Source organism: Lonepinella sp. BR2474 (assembly GCF_051851555.1).
Lineage (GTDB): Bacteria > Pseudomonadota > Gammaproteobacteria > Enterobacterales > Pasteurellaceae > Lonepinella.
In genome coordinates this window covers 13,238-32,018 of sequence record NZ_JBPDVH010000005.1, presented here as the reverse complement: position 1 = coordinate 32,018, position 18,781 = coordinate 13,238, and the positions used below count along the sequence as shown (strand labels likewise).

Annotated in this window: 26 protein-coding genes and 1 pseudogene; 17 read left to right on the top strand and 10 right to left on the bottom strand. The window is 40.4% G+C overall.

The annotated features are described in order from the left end of the window. Positions 1-642, top strand: a complete 642-nt coding sequence (locus ACTG7Q_RS07250) for an ATP-binding protein (RefSeq protein WP_439242371.1) — start codon at positions 1-3, stop codon at positions 640-642. On the opposite strand, the gene ACTG7Q_RS07245 is transcribed toward ACTG7Q_RS07250, so the two are convergent. Continuing rightward, on the bottom strand, positions 635-835 hold the full coding sequence (locus tag ACTG7Q_RS07245) for a hypothetical protein (RefSeq protein ID WP_439242369.1): 201 nt from the start codon (positions 833-835) through the stop codon (positions 635-637). The genes ACTG7Q_RS07250 and ACTG7Q_RS07245 overlap by 8 nt on opposite strands. A gap of 12 nt (positions 836-847) precedes the next feature. On the opposite strand from ACTG7Q_RS07245, the gene ACTG7Q_RS07240 reads away from it, so the two are divergent. Next, positions 848-1,081, top strand: coding sequence for a hypothetical protein (locus ACTG7Q_RS07240; RefSeq protein ID WP_439242367.1), 234 nt, complete (start codon positions 848-850; stop codon positions 1,079-1,081). A gap of 3 nt (positions 1,082-1,084) precedes the next feature. Continuing rightward, positions 1,085-1,708 carry a hypothetical protein gene (locus ACTG7Q_RS07235; protein WP_439242365.1) on the top strand — a complete coding sequence of 208 codons (624 nt, stop codon included), beginning with the start codon at positions 1,085-1,087 and terminating at the stop codon, positions 1,706-1,708. 11 nt (positions 1,709-1,719) lie between these two features. On the opposite strand, the gene ACTG7Q_RS07230 is transcribed toward ACTG7Q_RS07235, so the two are convergent. After that, the gene (locus ACTG7Q_RS07230) at positions 1,720-2,412 is read right to left on the bottom strand and encodes a DUF4145 domain-containing protein (RefSeq protein WP_439242363.1); all 693 of its coding nucleotides are present in this window, start codon (positions 2,410-2,412) and stop codon (positions 1,720-1,722) included. Between the two features lies 1 nt (position 2,413). Between ACTG7Q_RS07230 and ACTG7Q_RS07225 the strand changes: the two genes are divergently transcribed. The 9 genes from ACTG7Q_RS07225 to smrB all read left to right on the top strand — a co-directional run bounded on the left by ACTG7Q_RS07225 (position 2,414) and on the right by smrB (position 7,257). Then, a complete protein-coding gene (locus ACTG7Q_RS07225) occupies positions 2,414-2,596 on the top strand; it encodes a hypothetical protein (RefSeq protein ID WP_439242361.1) in 183 nt (60 codons plus the stop codon). A gap of 61 nt (positions 2,597-2,657) precedes the next feature. Continuing rightward, positions 2,658-2,918, top strand: coding sequence for a hypothetical protein (locus ACTG7Q_RS07220; protein WP_439242359.1), 261 nt, complete (start codon positions 2,658-2,660; stop codon positions 2,916-2,918). A gap of 262 nt (positions 2,919-3,180) precedes the next feature. Continuing rightward, entirely contained in the window at positions 3,181-3,897 is a 717-nt protein-coding gene (locus ACTG7Q_RS07215) for a P22AR C-terminal domain-containing protein (protein ID WP_439242357.1), read from the top strand. Positions 3,898-4,061: 164 nt separating this feature from the next. Next, positions 4,062-4,571, top strand: a complete 510-nt coding sequence (locus ACTG7Q_RS07210) for a DUF4760 domain-containing protein (RefSeq protein ID WP_439242355.1) — start codon at positions 4,062-4,064, stop codon at positions 4,569-4,571. 91 nt (positions 4,572-4,662) lie between these two features. Further along, on the top strand, positions 4,663-5,016 hold the full coding sequence (locus ACTG7Q_RS07205) for a hypothetical protein (protein WP_439242353.1): 354 nt from the start codon (positions 4,663-4,665) through the stop codon (positions 5,014-5,016). After that, on the top strand, positions 5,000-5,299 hold the full coding sequence (locus ACTG7Q_RS07200) for a hypothetical protein (RefSeq protein WP_439242351.1): 300 nt from the start codon (positions 5,000-5,002) through the stop codon (positions 5,297-5,299). Before ACTG7Q_RS07205 ends, ACTG7Q_RS07200 begins: the two co-directional genes overlap by 17 nt. Before the next feature lie 10 nt (positions 5,300-5,309). Further along, complete coding sequence (locus tag ACTG7Q_RS07195; protein ID WP_439242349.1) at positions 5,310-5,555, top strand: DUF4224 domain-containing protein; 246 nt, start codon at positions 5,310-5,312, stop codon at positions 5,553-5,555. A 9-nt stretch (positions 5,556-5,564) separates the two neighbouring features. Further along, positions 5,565-6,593 (top strand): tyrosine-type recombinase/integrase, encoded by a 1,029-nt coding sequence (locus ACTG7Q_RS07190; protein WP_439242348.1) that lies wholly within the window; start codon positions 5,565-5,567, stop codon positions 6,591-6,593. 151 nt (positions 6,594-6,744) lie between these two features. Further along, positions 6,745-7,257, top strand: coding sequence for an endonuclease SmrB (gene smrB / locus ACTG7Q_RS07185; RefSeq protein WP_439242346.1), 513 nt, complete (start codon positions 6,745-6,747; stop codon positions 7,255-7,257). Here the strand turns inward: smrB and ACTG7Q_RS07180 are convergent. The 5 genes from ACTG7Q_RS07180 to ACTG7Q_RS07160 form a co-directional block, all read right to left on the bottom strand. Further along, the gene (locus tag ACTG7Q_RS07180; RefSeq protein ID WP_439242344.1) at positions 7,203-7,706 is read right to left on the bottom strand and encodes a tetratricopeptide repeat protein; all 504 of its coding nucleotides are present in this window, start codon (positions 7,704-7,706) and stop codon (positions 7,203-7,205) included. The genes smrB and ACTG7Q_RS07180 overlap by 55 nt on opposite strands. 161 nt (positions 7,707-7,867) lie before the next feature. Next, on the bottom strand, positions 7,868-8,161 hold the full coding sequence (locus ACTG7Q_RS07175; protein WP_439242342.1) for a HigA family addiction module antitoxin: 294 nt from the start codon (positions 8,159-8,161) through the stop codon (positions 7,868-7,870). 10 nt (positions 8,162-8,171) lie between these two features. Beyond that, positions 8,172-8,447: a type II toxin-antitoxin system RelE/ParE family toxin gene (locus ACTG7Q_RS07170; RefSeq protein ID WP_439242340.1), complete on the bottom strand. Its 276-nt coding sequence runs from the start codon at positions 8,445-8,447 to the stop codon at positions 8,172-8,174. A 99-nt stretch (positions 8,448-8,546) separates the two neighbouring features. Then, a complete protein-coding gene (gene fabA, locus ACTG7Q_RS07165) occupies positions 8,547-9,092 on the bottom strand; it encodes a 3-hydroxyacyl-[acyl-carrier-protein] dehydratase FabA (RefSeq protein ID WP_439242338.1) in 546 nt (181 codons plus the stop codon). A gap of 124 nt (positions 9,093-9,216) precedes the next feature. Beyond that, complete coding sequence (locus ACTG7Q_RS07160; protein ID WP_439242337.1) at positions 9,217-10,983, bottom strand: AAA family ATPase; 1,767 nt, start codon at positions 10,981-10,983, stop codon at positions 9,217-9,219. Between the two features lie 134 nt (positions 10,984-11,117). On the opposite strand from ACTG7Q_RS07160, the gene matP reads away from it, so the two are divergent. After that, a complete protein-coding gene (gene matP, locus ACTG7Q_RS07155; protein WP_439242336.1) occupies positions 11,118-11,564 on the top strand; it encodes a macrodomain Ter protein MatP in 447 nt (148 codons plus the stop codon). 38 nt (positions 11,565-11,602) lie between these two features. Here matP and ACTG7Q_RS07150 read toward each other — a convergent pair whose 3' ends face one another. Then, positions 11,603-11,821 carry a YgjV family protein gene (locus ACTG7Q_RS07150; protein ID WP_439242335.1) on the bottom strand — a complete coding sequence of 73 codons (219 nt, stop codon included), beginning with the start codon at positions 11,819-11,821 and terminating at the stop codon, positions 11,603-11,605. A 156-nt stretch (positions 11,822-11,977) separates the two neighbouring features. Here ACTG7Q_RS07150 and ACTG7Q_RS07145 point away from each other — a divergent pair. Continuing rightward, positions 11,978-12,076: pseudogene (locus ACTG7Q_RS07145) on the top strand (IS3 family transposase); the annotation flags it as partial. Positions 12,077-12,133: 57 nt separating this feature from the next. Here the strand turns inward: ACTG7Q_RS07145 and thrS are convergent. Next, complete coding sequence (thrS, locus tag ACTG7Q_RS07140; protein ID WP_439242333.1) at positions 12,134-14,065, bottom strand: threonine--tRNA ligase; 1,932 nt, start codon at positions 14,063-14,065, stop codon at positions 12,134-12,136. 405 nt (positions 14,066-14,470) lie between these two features. Between thrS and xseB the strand changes: the two genes are divergently transcribed. Genes xseB through dxs form a run of 3 tightly spaced genes read left to right on the top strand, consistent with a single transcriptional unit; the run spans position 14,471 to position 17,533 of the window. Continuing rightward, positions 14,471-14,740 (top strand): exodeoxyribonuclease VII small subunit, encoded by a 270-nt coding sequence (xseB, locus tag ACTG7Q_RS07135; protein WP_439242331.1) that lies wholly within the window; start codon positions 14,471-14,473, stop codon positions 14,738-14,740. Further along, on the top strand, positions 14,721-15,617 hold the full coding sequence (ispA, locus tag ACTG7Q_RS07130; RefSeq protein WP_439242329.1) for a (2E,6E)-farnesyl diphosphate synthase: 897 nt from the start codon (positions 14,721-14,723) through the stop codon (positions 15,615-15,617). The genes xseB and ispA overlap by 20 nt, the downstream gene beginning before the upstream one ends. A gap of 44 nt (positions 15,618-15,661) precedes the next feature. Next, positions 15,662-17,533 (top strand): 1-deoxy-D-xylulose-5-phosphate synthase, encoded by a 1,872-nt coding sequence (gene dxs / locus ACTG7Q_RS07125; RefSeq protein WP_439242327.1) that lies wholly within the window; start codon positions 15,662-15,664, stop codon positions 17,531-17,533. 142 nt (positions 17,534-17,675) lie between these two features. Here dxs and selD read toward each other — a convergent pair whose 3' ends face one another. Beyond that, the gene (gene selD, locus ACTG7Q_RS07120; protein WP_439242325.1) at positions 17,676-18,725 is read right to left on the bottom strand and encodes a selenide, water dikinase SelD; all 1,050 of its coding nucleotides are present in this window, start codon (positions 18,723-18,725) and stop codon (positions 17,676-17,678) included. Positions 18,726-18,781 lie beyond the last annotated feature (56 nt).

The window sequence follows — 18,781 nt, the reverse complement described above, 5'->3', positions numbered from 1 at the left end:
ATGAGCATAGCAACGTTAATCCTCGGTGAAAGCGGTACCGGCAAAACCACTTCACTACGCAATCTGCCACCTGAAAATACCTTATTAATTCAGGTAATATCTAAGCCCTTGCCGTTTCGTTCTGGCAACTGGCAACCCGCCACCAAAGATAATCCGCAAGGCTCTATTTTTGTCACGGATAACAGCGCCAAAATTTGTGAGGCAATGAAACGAACGGCAAAAGACATTATTATTATCGACGATTTTCAATACCTCATGGCCAACGAATTTATGCGACGCTCCAAAGAAAAAGGCTTTGAAAAGTTTACCGATATCGGCAGAAATGCGTGGGATGTTTTTGATTTAAGTGGAAATCTGGCCCCAAATAAACGGGTTTATATTCTGGCGCATACTCAATCAGATGAATATGGCCGAACCAAAATCAAAACGATTGGCAAAATGCTAGATGAAAAAATCAGCCTTGAGGGCATGATGACCGTCTGCTTACGTACGAATGTCACCGACGGCAATTACACATTCAACACCCAAAACAACGGCAATGACACCGTAAAAAGTCCAATGGGATTATTTGAAAGCAGTTCCATTGATAACGACTTAAACCAAGTAGACAAAGCAATTTGTGACTTCTGGGGGATTAGATAGCCCTTGCATCTCGAATAGGTTTTAGACTATTACAAAAGTCATCTGCCTGTTGTTTGGTTTCAAATATACCCAACAACACCGAACCGGCTGGCGAATTTCGATGAAATGCGGAGAGGTTTTTTGCAATAAAGACCTCCTCAGTTTCAACAGTAAAAGATTCGAATTCGCCTTTATTCCAACCGACAAAATACATAGGGTACTCCTTATGATAAAAATTGCAATTCTTACATCAAAAGACCTCGCTAACCCCGAAATGGCAGACAAGCATATGGGGACATGGAAACTCAAAAACGGGGAGGACATGTTTGATGTTGAAATCAATAATACCATTGTGATTATGAATGGTAAATATGTAAAACACCGCTTAGGCGACCCCAAAGATGAGGTTGAACTTAACCAATTCATCAATTTTGATTACACCCCACTACAAGGAAACTAAACCATGGCTACAATCTTTACTTACAACCAAAACCAAGCAATCAAAGCCGGACAATCTTCATTCATCAATGAAACAGGCGCATACACCGGCAAAATTCTATTAGCAAAATGGACAACCTCACAAGGTGGTGCCAAAGCCCTTGAATTATCCTTTGAAACCGACGACGGCATGAAAGCGGATTACCTTTCCATTTACTACACCAAGCGTGACGGTTCAAATCTACCAAATGGGGAGAATATGATTCAAGCCATTATGGGTTGTACTGGCGTCAAAGAACTCACCATTGCACGCTATAAAGACAGTGATATTGCGCCAGAACTTACCGATAAACGCATTGGCTTGTTTTTGCAAAAAGTCTTACGCACCAAACAAGACGGCTCCGATACGCATGCTTTCCAAATCCTCTGCCCATTTTCAGCGGGTAGTCGCAAAACCTTGGCGGAACACCTTGAAAATAAACCGGCAGAGCGGATTGATTGGCTAGTCGCCAATACCAAAGACAAAGACGACCGCAACCGCCAACCACCGCAACAGACAGGTTATGCGGATTACAATCAGGTTTACGGCCAAGCGGTATCTGCTCCACCGCAAGGGCAAGAATTTAGTGATGATGATATTCCGTGGTAATACAAAGGCTCTCACGAGCCTTTCACCTGCTTAGATTCATCAGGAATCATCGCAGGCAACGTAAACACATATTGCAAAAACAGCTGAGTAAATAACCGCAGTTCTTCCAGTTCTTGCTGTGTAAATTCATTGTAAGTATGAGACGCTTCAGCACTAAGTGAACGGATATGCAATGCAAAATTCTTTAAATCAATGGTTAATTTCCCCTCTTCAAATAATTTCTCAATGCGTTTATTGAGTCTTGCTTGATTGTCATTGTCTGATAATTCACATAATGCACGCTCTAACACGGTTCGATACGCATTGCCTGATGGTTTTAAATAGTTTGGTTTCAGCTTAATATCTGCAAATAACTGCTCTGCTGTCATCAATTCTTCTTCTACGCTGTCAGGTAAATATTGAGGAATATTGATGTTATTTTGCTTGTCGGGGAAAAACTTAATCTTCCCTGTGTAAACTTCGTATAAATTGTAGTAGTAATCCTTGTGATTTAATTGGTGTCTAAAACCATCAATTTTCTCTTTACGGATACCATTATCAAAAATGGCAATATCAGAAATTATACTACCATCACAAGTATTGCAAATGGCAAGTAATGAAAATATTGACAAGTTATCGTGTTTTTTATTTTCATAGAATGAACGCACTTCAAACCCACCGTTTACCACACCGCAATGCGGACAATTATACCCAAAGGTAATCATTATGAACCCCTTACAAAAATTCACCAAATACATTGACGATACAATGGACGAATTACACGCCATTAGCTTATTGCATACATTTTACAGCAATCTGCCCGAACACGAAAAAGAAATCTTTGTCATCGCCCTAATCGGACACGTCACCACCACGCATAAATTGCTGGAACACGAGAAAATGAAATAATTTGACACCCCACCGCTCTTTCGCTATCTTCAACCCATTATTTACAAACAAGGAATCCCCAATGAACAAATACGAAGCCTTAGGCAGACTAGCAGAAACAGAACAACAACTTACCAAAGCACGCCAAGCAAGAGCGTTACTTGCTGAACAAATTCATCAAAAATCCGAAATGCTACGACTACGTCACAAAGACTCAGACGAAATCACGCATTTCACCAATGCAGCAAAAGATGTTGAAATCTTACTTGAAAGCTACCAAGCCAAAAATCAAGAAGTGGCTCAACAGCTTGACTATATCGCTGAATTAAAAAACTTCTGCTAACCATTTGACACCTCACCGCTCTTTCGGTAAGATAACCGCACTTACACAATTTACCAATAGCGGTTGTCCGCCCCGAAAGATTAGCGGTTTTTTTATACCTAAAATCTACCTGTGCAGATCTGCACAGCTCAATGATCGGGTCGAGAGAGCGATATACAATACACCTGAATAAGCTCCAACTGACTATTGGCAGTGTAAGTGAAGCCCGATCATCCCACTTACGGTGATTGGATTATTAACTTCTATCCAATAGGTATAAAAAATGTCAAACTTAATCATTCTTGATAAACCAATTCGTGCGTACGAAAATCTTTATTCATTAAATGAACTTCATCAACATCCATTAGTGGGTGCAGAAAGTAAGTATCGTCCAACTTTCTTTTTACGCTTAGATACAACAAAAGATCTCATCGCAGAAATGCAAAGTGAAGGACAACCATTAACATCAATTTGCGTGGTAAAAAATGGACTTGGCTCATATGCTTGTGAAGAATTAGTACTTGCCTATGCAATGTGGATTTCTCCCAAATTCCACCTTATCGTATTACGGGCGTTCATTGCAATGCACCGCAATGAAAATCAACAGCAACAGTTAGCCCTACCCGACCCCGAACCGCTTATCAGCAAGTCATTAACAAAAAGCGAATGGCTGGCGTTCGTGGGACACTGGTACGCACTCTATAACACCCTAGACCTACTGGCAGAGTTAGAGAAACCACTACAAGCCATTGGCTCACATTTCGCAGTCACCGCTTATACGCACACCCACGAATATGTGAATAACCTAGGCTTAATGAAACGGATCTTAGAACCCATGCTCGCCGAATTTGAAGTAGATCCAGTAGATGACCCATTCAAATTCAGAGCATTAAAAACACTGAGAGAATTCAAACCAAAAGGCTTAGCCAACGCTGTACGCTTATCTAACCAGTTGCCAAAACCAAAACCGGTGAAGAATTACGCTATACGCCAAAACTAAAGCAGAATTGACCGCACTTTTCTCAAAAGGTGCGGTTAATACTTTCAGTAATTTTCATTGAACCCTAAAAGGCTTTTTGTTAAGATAGCTAAAGTTCACAAAGAGTGATATTTACAACAGGAGAAAGAAATGAAATACGTATTAAATGAAGGTTGGGATTTCTAATGATTGAAAACACCGCCCTATTTTGGGGCGAGAGTCTAGGTTTTTGGGTGCAGACTGGAGCGATAATCTTATCTGCACTTTTTGCAGGTGTTCAATTAAGAGCCTTGAGAAAACAACAGTCAAGTAACGATCTGCAATGGCGACAACGTGCCACAATTGATGCGGTAATGTCCGATAGAAAAGATAATGGACTAATTCAATCTCGCCGATTATATGCCCAGATGAAAAGTCAAAAAGAAAACTTTGATGCTTTAGGATCTAATCCATTATTAGATAACGAAGACAAAAACCACGCTATTTTAGACATTCTAAATAATTATGAATTTATGGCTTCCGGTATTAAAGAAGGGGCATTTGATGAAGAAATTTACAAGAGAATGAAATGTTCACTTATCATTCAGGATTGGGAAATTCTTGATATATACGTTAAAGCATTAAGAAAAAGAGAGAATAGACCAAAGCTATTTTGCGAATTTGAATGGCTTGCAACAAAATGGAATAATGAATAACACAAAGGCTCAACAGAGCCTTTTTTCATCCCTAAAATCCACCGCACTTTTTCAAACAAAGTGCGGTTTTTTATTATCAAAAGGAAACCCTATGAACGAAATACAAATCAACTTACCCCTTTCTGTTTTTCAAGAATGGGCAATCGCTACAACACGCTACCGAATGACCCGATGTGGCCATATGTCATTCTCTGGAGTTGGTGATGTCAAACGCTACTGGACAATGTTTACTAGCAGAACCCGAAAGGTTATTCAAAACGACATTGAGCAATTTCTACAGGATTATGACCACTGGAAACAGGATGAAGATTTATCTCTTTTCTATAATGCGTGGCAAAACTTACTCGCTTGGATTAAAACCCAAAAACACCAACCTACCCCACATCAAAGCTATGTGGAATTACCCATCATCTCACAGGAGAAATGCAATGCTAAACAAAATTAAACAATGGTTTAAAACCAAACAGCAGTTGATTAACCTAATTCAACAATTAGAAAGAAAATGCCGCCTAAATAATGATGAATTGGAACTTTCTAGAGAATGGAGTAGCAAACTTTTGCAACAAAGAGTAGACCTACAAGCTAAACTACACAACCAAAAAATCCAACACGAAAACAAAGTATCAGGCTTGCAAAAGATTATTGAAAACCAAGCTCAAGATATTTTGCAACTCAAAGCAAAAGTCGAAAAGAAAAAACAACGGTATTTTAAGAAAGGGAAAAAGTAAGGGGGAGAAAATGGAAATTAACCTTTATGCAGATTTTCTTTCTGACGAAGAAATTGAGCATTTAACAGGAAGAAAAAGATATAAGTCAATTATTGAAAAATTAAACGAACAAGGCATACCCTTTGTCATCAATGCTCACGGTAAAGCCATTGTAAGGCGAGATTACCCGACACAAAACAAAGTAAAGCCCCAAATCATAACACCTATCACAACACCCAACGAAAACGAATGGATGCCTGCTGTTCTAACCAACTAAGGGGGAATTATGGCTCGCCCACGCAAACGAGAAAATCAAGGCTTGCCGCAAAATATGCTTTGCCGTACACGTAAACGGAAAAATGGCAATGTCATCTATTATTTCTATGTACTCGCTGACGGCAAAGAAAAACCACTCGGCAAAGATAAAGCCTTAGCCATTTTAGAAACCGCTAAACTCAATTTAGACCGCACTTTGCCAACTGGTATCATCACGTTCATTGATGTCATTGCTAAGTATGAAGTAGAAGTGATTCCCAATAAAGCAAGAAGCACCCAATTTGCCCACCGTTGCTATATCAGTAAATTAAAAGCGTTTTTTGGCAACCCACCAGCCACTCTCGATCAAATAGAACCAAAGCATATCAAAATGTATTTGGAATGGCGGAAAAAAAGTCCAGCCTCGGCAAACAATGAAGTGAAAATATTTCATCATATTTGGCAAATGGCGAGAGAATGGGGCTATACAAAATATCCTTGTCCAAGCGAAGGAATTAGCAAGCATAAACTTGATAAAAGGGATGTGTATATTGAAGACCATATTTATCAAAAGGTCTATGAATTATGTGATCAAGATATGAAAGATTTGATGGATGTCGCCTATTTAACGGGACAACGCCCTGTAGATGTTGTTAACATTCATCAAAATCATATTTTTGACGGCGTTCTTCACATAACACAACAAAAAACAGGTGCTAAGTTGAGAATGGCAATTAAGGGGGATTTAAAAGAAATATTAGACCGCAGACAAGCTAAATATTCAGGCTATTTATTTCTTAATTCGCGTGGAAGAAAATTAACCCCTGCTATGCTCTCCATTAGATTTAGAAAAGTGAGAAAGCTCGCCATCGCCACTTACCCCTCACTTGAGAACGAAATAAAACAATTTCAATTTAGAGATCTTCGTGCTAAAGCAGGTACGGACAAATCCCTCACTGCAGGAGATGACGCTGCCAGAAAACAACTAGGTCACACATCCATCCAAATGACAAAACGTTACATCAGAAGAGATGCCGTCGTGGATCCGACTAAAGTCTAGTTTCGGAACATTTTACTATATTTCGGAACAGGTTTTTAGTTATCTTCTATAATAGATTGATTTTGAAAGTTAAAATATTAGCTTTATTCTTTTTTCATTTACCGTTAGTATATAGAAATTCTCGAAATTTGTCGTTATTAGGATAAAAAGAATGTCGGATATTGACGAACGCTCACTTTTTTTGCAAGAAATCAAAGGCATTAAGCCGTTAAAGCAAGACACTTATGTACCACCACAAAAGCTGAATAAATTCAAACTTCAGCAAAAAGCAGCGATTAAAAATGATCGAGAAAAGCAAGACACCTTGTTTTATTTTTCAGATGAATACGAACCCCTATTAAATGAAGAAAGTGCGGTGAAATATTTGCGAGAAAATGAAAACAGCTATTTGTTAAAACAACTTCGCCGTGGTGATTTTGCTCCTGAAATTTTTTTAGATTTACATGGATTAACCCGAGAACAAGCCAAATTAGAACTGGCAAGCCTAATTCAAGCCTGCGAAAACGACAATCTTTTTTGTGCAAGCATTATGACGGGCTACGGCACCTTTACCCTAAAAAAACAAATCCCCCGTTGGCTAGTGCAACATCCTAAAGTACGAGCATTACATCAAGCCCCAAGAGAATGGGGCGGTGATGCGGCAATTTTGGTGTTGGTGGGGTGATTAATCATAAGCAAATCCACCACAAGCACCTTTTTGAAGTTTCTCACCTTTTTCAAACAAGGCTTTCGCTTTTTTTCATCTATCGCAAGAAGTGGCGGGACATTCTCATCATCAGATGAAATGCCATGCTGATAATAAAAACCCATACCACATATGGCCCGAGCATGTCCTTGGGCAGCGGCTTTTTCAAACCATACCATAGAAGCAAGGGAGTCTAATGCATCGCCCATAAGATAATTTATCCCAACAATAAATTGTGCTTCCGCATTGCCTTGTGTCGCAGCCCTCACATACCAATACATCCCACTGGATTTATCAATTTCTGTGCCAAATCCATAATAATAAAGATCGCCAAGGAGAAGTTTAGCAGTGGTAATATCAGCACTTTTTGCCAAAGCATTAAGCGATAATCCCATTAAGGTGGAAAGTAACAGCACTTTAAATTTCATTGTAAGCCCTGGCAGTTGAAATAACAAACGGAATAACATAGAGAATAGCTAGGAGCTTGACATATTCATCTTACATTTTCAATAGGGAAAAACAAGAAAAAAGAATACTTTTTAAAGTATCCTTTCTTTTAATTGGGTTGATTAAAAGTTTGAGGTAAATCTTAAGCACAAGCCACTGCATTGAAATAAAACGGCTGAACATTTTCTGTGCGTTCTTGCTTTAATTCCCATAAATCATATTTGGTCTGCAAATTGAGCCATAATCTTGCGGAACTAATGCCTGATTCTTCCAAACGCAAAGCAAGATTTGCCGTCATTGGTGTTTTTCCATGCAATACCCGAGAAAGCGTTTCACGAGAAAAACCCAAATGTTCGGCTAATTCCTTAATTTTAATTTGATTAGGTTCAATAAAACCGTCTAATAAAATTTGTCCTGGATGAGCTGGTTTTCGCATATTTTGCTCCTTAATGATAATCTTCATAATTCAAAATATAAGCATCACCGTTGATAAATTCAAAAGTAATCCGCCAATTACCATTGACTGTCATTGCATATATTCCCTTTCGGTCGCCTTTTAATTCGTGACATTGATAAAAAGGCATAAATTCTGTCACATTTTCCGCACAATCAATTAAATCTAAAATACCGTCTAATTTACGTTGATGATTGGCTTGAATGCCTCTGGTTATACCTTTTTCAAAGTACTGTTTTAATCCTTTGTGTTTAAAACTTTTAATCACAACAATGTTCTCTTTTACAAGTGTGATATTATTATATCACAAATAAAACAAAAAGCTCAAGGCAACCCTTGAGCTTATCAAAACCAATTTACAATTAAATTAGAAGGTTGAAGTATCCTGAAACAATCCCACTTTCAAATCCGTCGCCGTGTAAATCACACGTCCATCAACCAACACTTCGCCATCTGCTACGCCCATAATTAATTTACGGTTGATCACGCGTTTGAAATGAATTTTATAGGTCACTTTTTTATTGGTCGGCAACACTTGACCAGTGAATTTCACTTCGCCAACACCTAACGCTCGGCCTTTGCCCTCGCCACCGATCCAACCGAGATAGAAACCAACCAACTGCCACATAGCGTCTAAACCTAAACAACCTGGCATAACTGGATCGCCGATAAAATGACAATCGAAGAAGAATAAATCTGGTTTAATATCTAATTCAGCTTCGACATAGCCTTTACCGAATAAACCGCCCGTTTCGTTCATTTCCACAACTCTATCCATCATTAACATGGTTGGTGCAGGAAGTTGTGGGCCTTTTTCGCCGAATAATTCACCACGTCCAGAGGCTAATAAATCTTCATAATTGTAAGCATTTTTTCGTTCTGGCATTGCATTTGGTGTACAGGTGTTAGTCATTTTTTTCTCTTTTAAATTAAATAATATGGTGTTTTTCAGTGATTTCACTGAATTAACGCCATATTAACAGAGTTTGATTTAAAAAGATATAGCTAACACGTGTTCGCTAAACAGTTCCGAGCAGTTATTTTTTATTAAACCATTTTAACCAAAATGGCGGTGCATGATGTTGTTCAGCATATTGCTCAATACGTTTTGTGATCAGTTGAGCGATAGCACTTTTTTCTTGCACTGGCTGCTCGGCAATTAATGGACGATCAAACAAAATTTCACAAGCCTCGAACACATCATTCACTACCCAAATAGAAAATTGATTATTTTTCACCGCAGTGACCACGTCATCTGTCAATGAAAGCTGATACAAACAGGATTCAGGAATAATTACTCCCTGTTTTCCGTTTAATCCTCGGCCCTGACAAATAGCAAAAAAGCCTTCAATTTTATCGTTCACACCGCCCACGGAATGCACCAAACCAAACTGATCAATGGATCCCGTCACCGCAATGGATTGTGGAATCGGTAAATCCGACAACGCACTGGCTAGCACTAAAAAAGCCGCTAAAGACGCACTGTCGCCGTCAATTTCGCCATAAGATTGTTCAAACACTAGCGAGGCAGAAAAAGGCAGTTGGGACGGCATGTCTAAAATATTGGCTAGACAGTTTTCTGCGATCATCATGCCTTTGCCATGTACGTTGCCAGCCAGTTCGCTTTTTCTTTCTATATCAATAACTTCACCATCACCAAATTGCACAATACAACTGATTCGAGAGGGTTCGCCAAAGGACATTGGCGTGCCGCTAAATTCCACCACCGATAATCCGTTAATTTGCCCAACCGCCTCATTTTCCGTTTCAATATAGACTTGATGATAAAAAATATCCGCATAGGCTTGTTGACGCAGAAAACCTTGTTGCTGAGATTGCTGTTGAAAATATCGTTCAATATCCACCGCACTTAACGCATGGTGATTTGCGCTTAACTGACTGGCACCACTGAGAATTTGTGTGAGTTTCAAAGGAGAAGTATTGATCAATACTCGACTTTCACTTTCCCTGACGAGCCATTGATATAATTTATCCAAACCGTCAGGGGTTAAAGGCGAAAATTGTTGTTCGGCAAAAGACAACACATATTGTTGCCATGCCTGTTGCTGTGGCGCTTTTTCCACACTGACATAGCTTTCAATTTCGCTATACTCTGCAAGATGATAAAGATCTGGCACGAGGTCATTCAAGGTCGCTAATTCTTCTCTATTGCCGAGTAAAATCACCTTTAAATTTAATGGATAACTGGGAATCTCGCACGGCAAGGCTTTAAACGGATGGGCGGAATACCAATCAAATTGCTTGGTGGCCAAAATATGTTTTAAGCGTTCCCAACAATCAAAATGGTTTAACAACTGGCTCACGCTTAAAATTAACACGCCATGATTCAGTTGATGTACCAAACCGGCGTTAAGCTGAATATCATGGGAAGTCGGATGAATCCGAATTGCGCCGAACAAACTTGCATGATCAAAATACAGTGCCGTGGCGACGGTTTTTTTGCTAGCAAAATTATCTTGCACGGATTGGGCCGGTTGAACGTTCACTTGGGCAAAGGAAAAACTATCCCCTTGTTCCACTTCATACTGAACCCCCGATACCTGTAACGGTGCTTGTTGTGATTTGACCCATTTTTCCACCGCACTTGCATATTCGCTTTGATCGTCCGCCTTTAACACCAACAAACTGCGGTGCGAATTTTGCAAGAATTGGGTTAAAGCCGAACATGCTCGTGGTTGTAAGGCGAAAAAATCTCGCAGATGTTGTTCCCCTGCCTCTGTTGCCAATGCCGTCAAATGCGGTTGTAATGCGGTCCACGCTAATTTTTGTTCGGATAACGCCACGTTTCTTTCTCTTATCAAATCAAATAATCACGCATTATCTCACATTTCATCAAAATTCAAAAAATCTACTAGAAAAAAAAACAAAATAAAGGTATATTATTTTCAGTTACCACGTCACTAATAATGAGAAAACAATGAAATATCAAAAACTTGAAAATCAAGAAACCCAATGGAAATGGCTTTATCTCACCAAGAAACACCGAGATGGCGAAAATATCACTCGCTATCAAGAAAAAAGTTTAGCGGAAGATAAGGTAATCGCCTTGATTGCTTGCAAAAATCAGCCCGAACAAATTGATGCTTGGATTGCCGATCATTTATCTGAACACTTAGTCATTAAATTAGATCAAGCCATTCGAGCCAGACGTAAACGCTTTTTCAATGCGGAAAAACAACATACTAAAAAGAAATCCATTGATTTAGAATATGCGGTCTGGCAACGCCTATCTAAATATTCTCGCAAAATGGGCATGACGTTGTCACAAACCATTATGTATATGATTGATGAACGAGAAAACAAAGCCCAATATGAAAAGAAAATGTCAGTGATGAAAGCCAGTTTAAAGGATTTGCTAAAATAAAGGCGAGCTTAATACTCGCCTTTCGTCGGTCTAAAAAATTACTTGGTTTTCATGCTTTGAGAAATATAATAGCCATTCACACAAGCCACAAAGATATTCAACCCCGCCACTGGCCATGAACTAATCAGCAAGCCATAAATAATAAAGCAGATTGCCCCAATCAAATTGACTAAACGTAATTTCACAATATCTTTTAATAAAAACGATCCTGATACCAAAATCATGGCCACATAGCCCAATATTTCAATATAATCCATGCGTTATTTCCTTTCTGTTATGGTTATGGAGCGTTAGTCTAACAAGGAATGGAAAATAACACAAAACCGCAAAGGTTTGCGTGGGGAAATTTTTTAAATGACCAGATTGTTGAATAGAAACAAGGGAATTTAATCACTAAAACGGAGAATTTTTATACGTTTGATGAGTATATTCGCTATTACAATAAAGAACGTATTCAGTTAAAATTAAAAGGACCAAGTCCGATACAATATCGTCGTCAGTCCTTGAGGTAAAAGTCTAACTTTTTTGAGTAAGATCAAAACGTTTATTTTTTACACTGCGTTTTTTCATTATTCTTCGCTAATTAATTTTAGCGCTCTTACTCGAACCTGTTCTTTTAAGATTTGCACAAATTCATCGACATCATAAGTACCTAAATCCGCCCCTTTACGCGTTCTTACCGCAATTTTGTTTTCAGCGATTTCTTTATCACCACAAACAAGCATATAAGGCACTCGGCGTAAGGTGTGTTCACGGATTTTGAAACCGACTTTTTCGTTACGTAAATCAGATTTCACACGCAAACCTGCGTCAGATAATTTTTTCGTTACGGCTTGAACGTAGTCTGCTTGGCTATCAGTAATATTCATCACCACCGCTTGCACAGGAGCTAACCATGCAGGGAAGAAACCTGCGTATTCTTCGGTGATAATGCCGATAAAACGCTCGATTGAACCTAAGATCGCACGGTGGATCATCACTGGCGTACGGCGGTCGTTATCTTCAGCAACATACGACGCATTTAAGCGACCTGGTAAAGCGAAGTCTAACTGAATCGTACCGCATTGCCATTCACGACCTAGGCAGTCACGCAAGGCAAATTCGATTTTCGGTCCGTAAAATGCCCCCTCGCCCTCTTGAATTTCATATTCAAGACCATTGTGACGTAACGCATTGGCTAACCCTTCTTCGGCACGATCCCACATTTCATCCGAACCAATACGGCTTTCTGGACGAGTGGATAATTTTACGGCAATATTAGTGAAACCAAAGGTGCTGTAAATGTCGTAAACCATTTTAATACAACTGGTGACTTCACTTTCAATTTGTTCTTCGGTACAGAAAATATGCGCATCATCTTGAGTAAAACCACGCACACGCATTAAACCGTGCAACGAACCAGACGGCTCGTTACGGTGGCATGAACCAAATTCCGCCATACGAATTGGCAAATCACGGTAGGATTTCAAGCCTTGGTTAAAAATCTGTACGTGACCTGGGCAGTTCATCGGTTTAATTGCATATTCACGATTTTCCGATTGGGTGGTGAACATTAAATCACCGTAGTTTTGCCAGTGACCTGTACGCTCCCAAAGCACTCTGTCCATCATGAAAGGCCCTTTCACTTCTTGATAATCGTACTGTTTTAATTTTGTACGCACGAAAGTTTCCAATTCACGGAAAATCGTCCAACCATCATTATGCCAGAACACCAAACCTGGGGCTTCTTCTTGCATATGGTATAAATCCAAGGCTTTACCGATACGGCGATGATCCCGTTTTGCAGCCTCTTCAAGGCGGGTTAAATGCTCGGTTAATTGTTTTTTATCTGCCCACGCCGTGCCGTAAATGCGTTGCAACATTTTATTTTTGCTGTCACCACGCCAATAAGCCCCCGCCACTTTCATTAATTTAAAATGGTGGCAAAAACGCATATTCGGCACATGCGGTCCACGGCACATATCAATGTATTCTTGGTGATGGTATAACGCAGGGGTTGCCGTGCGTTCAATGTTTTCATCTAAAATCGCCATTTTATACGGCTCGCTACGTTGTTCAAAGGTATCACGGGCTTGTTTCCAAGTGACAGGCTTTTTCACCACATCATAATTGGTTTTCGCCAATTCAAGCATACGTTTTTCCAACGCATCAATATCTTCTTGGGTTAATGAACGATCTAAATCCACATCATAATAAAAGCCATTTTCGATAGTCGGACCGATGGCCATTTTGACATCAGGGAATAATTGTTTAATGGCATGTCCCAATAAGTGAGCCGTTGAATGGCGGATAATTTCCAAACCATCTTCATCTTTAGCGGTGATAATCTCTAATTTGCTGTCTTCTGAAATCATATCGCAAGCGTCTTTACGCTCGCCATTAACACGCCCTGCAATAGTAGCTTTGGCAAGACCTGCCCCAATATTTTGTGCCACTTCTAAAACAGAAACAGGGTGATCGAATTGACGTTGTGAACCGTCTGGTAAAGTAATAATAGGCATGTTGTATCCTTGTTTACAGTGGTCGCCCATACGAAAGGCAACTTGTTGAGTTTAAATAAAATAAAATCACATACAAAAATGTAGGGGCGTATTGCGTACGCCCAAAACACGAAACGTTGGGCGCATGCAATACGGCCCTACAAGTTTGCAACAAAAAAGTGCGGTACATTTTAACATAATTTTTTTCAAATTTCCCATAAGGATTTTATTTCACAGTCCTAGACGGTGAAAAAATCCCGTTGTACAATCCTGTAAAGACTCTGTCATCTGAAAGATAAAATTATGGCAAAACAAATAAATAATGTTATCCAATAAATCATTTCCCTCGATTAGGATAAAAGAATAACCAATTTAATTGATTTTCTTGTAAAATGATTAAACTTTAGCAAATAACAGGAATACTAAATGGCACGCTCATCAAAAAAAACCGAAACCGAATTAGATTTTGAAAGCACACTAACCCAATTAGAACAAGTGGTCAATCAATTAGAAAGTGGCGATTTACCCTTAGAAGAGGCGTTAAAAACCTTTGAAAATGGGGTAAATTTAGCCAAGTTAGGGCAACAACGTTTGCAACAGGCGGAGCAACGTATTCAGATTTTGTTACAAAAAAATGCCACCGCAGAATTGAACGACTATCATCAAGGGCAACAAGATGACGACATACAATTTTAAGCAAGATTTAAGCGAGATTCAGCAACGCATTAACGCTTTTATGCTGGCGCAATTTGATGATATTCAATGTTATTCGTCACCCTTGGCGAAGGCAATGAAATACGGCTTATTGCTCGGTGGTAAACGGATTCGTCCGTTTTTGGTGTATGCCACGGGGCGAATTTTGGGGGCTAACCTTGAACAGTTGGATTATGCGGCGGCGGCGTTGGAATGTATTCATGCCTATTCGCTGATTCATGATGATTTGCCTGCCATGGATAATGACGATCTCCGCCGTGGACAGCCGACTTGTCATATTGCTTTTGACCACGCCACAGCGATTTTAGCGGGCGACGCTCTGCAAGCCTTTGCCTTTGACATTCTCACCAAAAACACCGCACTTTCAGCCGAACAAAAACTTGCGTTAGTGCAAGTGTTAAGCCGAGCGTCTGGCGTGCAAGGCATGTGTTTGGGGCAAAGTTTGGATTTGTTGGCTGAACATAAACAGGTGTCACTCAACGAATTAGAAACCATTCACCGCAATAAAACAGGCGCCTTATTGTCTGCGGCGGTCACCATGGGCTTTATTTGTTCACCGGAATTTGGCAATCAAAAATTGGCGCAACATTTGGATAATTATTCTAACGCCATTGGTTTAGCGTTTCAGGTACAAGATGATATTTTGGATATTGTGGGCGATCAGGCTGAAATCGGCAAACCCGTTGGATCGGATGTCGATTTAGATAAAAGCACTTACCCCAAATTACTCGGGCTAGACGGCGCAAAACAAAAAGCGCAAGAACTCTACCAAACTGCGGTGCAAAATTTGCAAGAAATCCCATTTGATACGTCGGCACTTCGATCTTTAGCGGAATTTGTAGTAAACCGAAAAAACTAGTAGAATACACGCAACTTTTATATTTAATCTTAAACCAACGGCCTATGACTGATTACAACCTACTCTCACATATTAATTCGCCTGACGATTTGCGTTCGCTTAGCAAAGAAAAATTGCCTCAAGTTTGTGATGAACTTCGCCAATATTTGCTTGAAAGTGTGAGCCAAAGTAGCGGTCATTTAGCCTCAGGATTGGGCTGCGTGGAATTAACTGTTGCACTGCATTATGTGTATAAAACCCCGTTCGATCAACTGATTTGGGACGTCGGACATCAAGCCTATCCGCATAAAATCTTAACGGGTCGCCGTGATCAAATGTCAACCATTCGCCAAAAAGACGGCTTGCACCCGTTTCCATGGCGTGAGGAAAGTGAATTTGATGTGTTAAGCGTCGGGCATTCTTCCACCTCCATCAGTGCCGGTTTAGGTATCGCTATTGCCGCAGAAAAAGAAAACGCAGGACGCAAGACGGTTTGCGTAATTGGTGACGGCGCCATTACCGCAGGCATGGCCTTTGAGGCATTGAATCATGCGGGGGCGGTGCATACCGATATGTTGGTAATTTTAAATGATAACGAAATGTCCATTTCCCAAAACGTGGGGGCATTAAACAATCATTTAGCACGGATTTTTTCGGGTTCCATGTATTCGACGGTGCGAGATAGTAGCAAAAAAATTCTGGATAAAGTGCCGACCATTAAAAACTTTATGAAGAAAACCGAAGAACATATGAAAGGCGTGGTGTTCTCGCCAGAAAGCACGCTATTTGAAGAACTCGGTTTTAATTATATCGGCCCGATTGATGGCCATAATATTGAAGATCTGGTGGCGACGCTCAGCAATATGCGTGAGCTCAAAGGCCCGCAATTTTTGCATGTTCGCACCAAAAAAGGCAAAGGCTATGCACCGGCGGAAAAAGATCCTATCGGTTATCATGGCGTGCCAAAATTCGATCCGAACTGTTATGAATTACCCAAATCGAACAGCAAACCCACCTATTCCAAAATCTTTGGTGATTGGCTGTGTGAAATGGCGGCACAAGATCCTAAAATCATCGGCATTACCCCCGCTATGCGTGAGGGCTCAGGCATGGTCGCCTTTTCGGAACGTTTTCCTGAGCAATATTTTGATGTGGCCATTGCGGAACAACATGCCGTCACCTTTGCGGCGGGTTTAGCCATTGGTGGCTATAAACCTGTGGTGGCTATTTACTCTACGTTCTTGCAACGAGCTTACGATCAGTTAATTCATGATGTGGCGATCCAGAATTTACCGGTGTTATTCGCCATTGACCGCGCAGGCATTGTGGGCGCAGACGGACAAACGCACCAAGGGGCATTTGATTTAAGTTTTATGCGCTGTATTCCAAATATGGTGATTATGACGCCAAGTGATGAAAATGAATGTCGCCAAATGCTTTACACAGGCTTACATTGTGGCCAGCCTGCCGCTGTGCGTTATCCCCGTGGCAATGCCATTGGGGTCGATCTTGAACCTTTACAAGCCTTAGACATTGGTAAAGCCAAAACCATTAAGTGCGGTGAAAAAATTGCGATTTTAAATTTCGGTACCTTGTTACCCAATGCTCTTGCCGTGGCGGAAAAAATCAATGCAAGCGTAATAGATATGCGTTTTGTAAAACCATTAGACATCGACTGCATTCGCCATGTCGCAGAAACGCATGATGTCATTGTGACCTTAGAAGAAAACGCTATTTTAGGCGGGGCGGGTACTGGCGTAACAGAAATATTAAATACATTGCAAAAAAACACCGCAGTTTTACAGTTAGGTTTACCCGATAAATTCATTGCACAAGGGACACAACAAGAAATGTTGGCGGAAATTGGATTGGATGCAGACGGGATTGAAAAACAAATTCAGGCTTTTTTACAAAAAAATGAAAAAAATCTGAACTAATTTTAATTTGCCTAGTCTGAGTAATTGCTAGTGCACTGCATATCTTGATGATCCTTTATATCGCAGTCGTTTTTTTCAAAATTCTTTATTTTAAAGATCCACCGCTATCCCTTTTCGATAGCGGTTTTTTTCTTTTATCGGGTTAAGAAATTACCTGAATTTTCACCGCACTTTTCTCCGTATTTTCCATTAATTGCCCCACTGAAATTAATTCAATTCCCGCTTGTTGAGCAATATCAAGTACCTGTTGCTGCGCTTGCGGTTCAACAGCAATTAATAATCCGCCCGAGGTTTGCGGGTCACATAAAATCGCTTTTTGCACCTCGGTTAATGCCGAGATTTTATGTCCATAACTGATAAAATTACGTTCGGTGCCACCTGGTACACAACCTTGGGCAATATAATCCAATACGCCGTCAAGGGTTTTGATCTGATAAAATTGCACTTCCGCATTCAAATCCGCCCCCTCGCACATTTCCAACAAATGCCCGAGTAAGCCAAACCCTGTCACATCCGTCATGGCTTTTACCCCGTCAATTTTTGAAAATTCCGCCCCGATATTATTCAATTTCGTCATGGTCGCCGTGGCCAGTCCTTTATGCTGTGCTTGCAACTTGCCTTTTTTCTCCGCCGTAGTCAGAATCCCAATCCCCAACGGTTTGGTTAAATAAAGCTGACAGCCTGCGGTGGCGGAAGCATTTTTCTTCACTTTTTCAGTGCCAATAATGCCTGTGACCGCTAAACCAAAAATCGGTTCTGGCGCATCAATGGAATGACCACCGGCTAAAGCAATCCCCGCTTGATGACAAGCCCAACGCCCACCGTCAACAATTTTCTGCGCAATTTCAACGGGTAAGACTTTTGTCGGAAAGCCTAAAATCGCAATCGCCATTATCGGCTTACCGCCCATGGCATAAATATCACTGATCGCATTGGTCGCCGCAATCCGTCCAAAATCAAAGGCATCGTCTACAATCGGCATGAAAAAGTCCGTGGTGCTGATAATCCCAACACCATTGCCAATATCATACACTGCCGCATCATCTGCCGTATCATTGCCCACCAATAAATGGGGATCGACAAACTGCGCCAGTTGCGATTGTAAAATTGTCCCTAAATCCTTAGGCGAAATCTTACAGCCTCAACCGGCGCCGTGGCTGTATTGGGTGAGTCGCACAGGTTCTGTGGTCATGTTGAATCCTTTGTGATAAATAATCGGTGATTATACTGTAATTTTGCCGATTTAGT

Coding starts and splice junctions, on each gene's coding strand:
- ACTG7Q_RS07205 (WP_439242353.1), top strand. CDS start 4,663: ATGAACGAAATACAAATCAACTTACCCCTTTCTGTTTTTCAAGAATGG.
- ACTG7Q_RS07220 (WP_439242359.1), top strand. CDS start 2,658: ATGAACAAATACGAAGCCTTAGGCAGACTAGCAGAAACAGAACAACAA.
- ACTG7Q_RS07225 (WP_439242361.1), top strand. CDS start 2,414: ATGAACCCCTTACAAAAATTCACCAAATACATTGACGATACAATGGAC.
- dxs (WP_439242327.1), top strand. CDS start 15,662: ATGACTGATTACAACCTACTCTCACATATTAATTCGCCTGACGATTTG.
- ACTG7Q_RS07190 (WP_439242348.1), top strand. CDS start 5,565: ATGGCTCGCCCACGCAAACGAGAAAATCAAGGCTTGCCGCAAAATATG.
- matP (WP_439242336.1), top strand. CDS start 11,118: ATGAAATATCAAAAACTTGAAAATCAAGAAACCCAATGGAAATGGCTT.
- ACTG7Q_RS07150 (WP_439242335.1), bottom strand. CDS start 11,821: ATGGATTATATTGAAATATTGGGCTATGTGGCCATGATTTTGGTATCA.
- smrB (WP_439242346.1), top strand. CDS start 6,745: ATGTCGGATATTGACGAACGCTCACTTTTTTTGCAAGAAATCAAAGGC.
- ACTG7Q_RS07210 (WP_439242355.1), top strand. CDS start 4,062: ATGATTGAAAACACCGCCCTATTTTGGGGCGAGAGTCTAGGTTTTTGG.
- ACTG7Q_RS07200 (WP_439242351.1), top strand. CDS start 5,000: ATGCTAAACAAAATTAAACAATGGTTTAAAACCAAACAGCAGTTGATT.
- ACTG7Q_RS07250 (WP_439242371.1), top strand. CDS start 1: ATGAGCATAGCAACGTTAATCCTCGGTGAAAGCGGTACCGGCAAAACC.
- ACTG7Q_RS07180 (WP_439242344.1), bottom strand. CDS start 7,706: ATGAAATTTAAAGTGCTGTTACTTTCCACCTTAATGGGATTATCGCTT.
- ACTG7Q_RS07245 (WP_439242369.1), bottom strand. CDS start 835: ATGTATTTTGTCGGTTGGAATAAAGGCGAATTCGAATCTTTTACTGTT.
- ACTG7Q_RS07240 (WP_439242367.1), top strand. CDS start 848: ATGATAAAAATTGCAATTCTTACATCAAAAGACCTCGCTAACCCCGAA.
- thrS (WP_439242333.1), bottom strand. CDS start 14,065: ATGCCTATTATTACTTTACCAGACGGTTCACAACGTCAATTCGATCAC.
- ACTG7Q_RS07175 (WP_439242342.1), bottom strand. CDS start 8,161: ATGCGAAAACCAGCTCATCCAGGACAAATTTTATTAGACGGTTTTATT.
- ispA (WP_439242329.1), top strand. CDS start 14,721: ATGACGACATACAATTTTAAGCAAGATTTAAGCGAGATTCAGCAACGC.
- xseB (WP_439242331.1), top strand. CDS start 14,471: ATGGCACGCTCATCAAAAAAAACCGAAACCGAATTAGATTTTGAAAGC.
- ACTG7Q_RS07215 (WP_439242357.1), top strand. CDS start 3,181: ATGTCAAACTTAATCATTCTTGATAAACCAATTCGTGCGTACGAAAAT.
- ACTG7Q_RS07195 (WP_439242349.1), top strand. CDS start 5,310: ATGGAAATTAACCTTTATGCAGATTTTCTTTCTGACGAAGAAATTGAG.
- ACTG7Q_RS07235 (WP_439242365.1), top strand. CDS start 1,085: ATGGCTACAATCTTTACTTACAACCAAAACCAAGCAATCAAAGCCGGA.
- ACTG7Q_RS07230 (WP_439242363.1), bottom strand. CDS start 2,412: ATGATTACCTTTGGGTATAATTGTCCGCATTGCGGTGTGGTAAACGGT.
- fabA (WP_439242338.1), bottom strand. CDS start 9,092: ATGACTAACACCTGTACACCAAATGCAATGCCAGAACGAAAAAATGCT.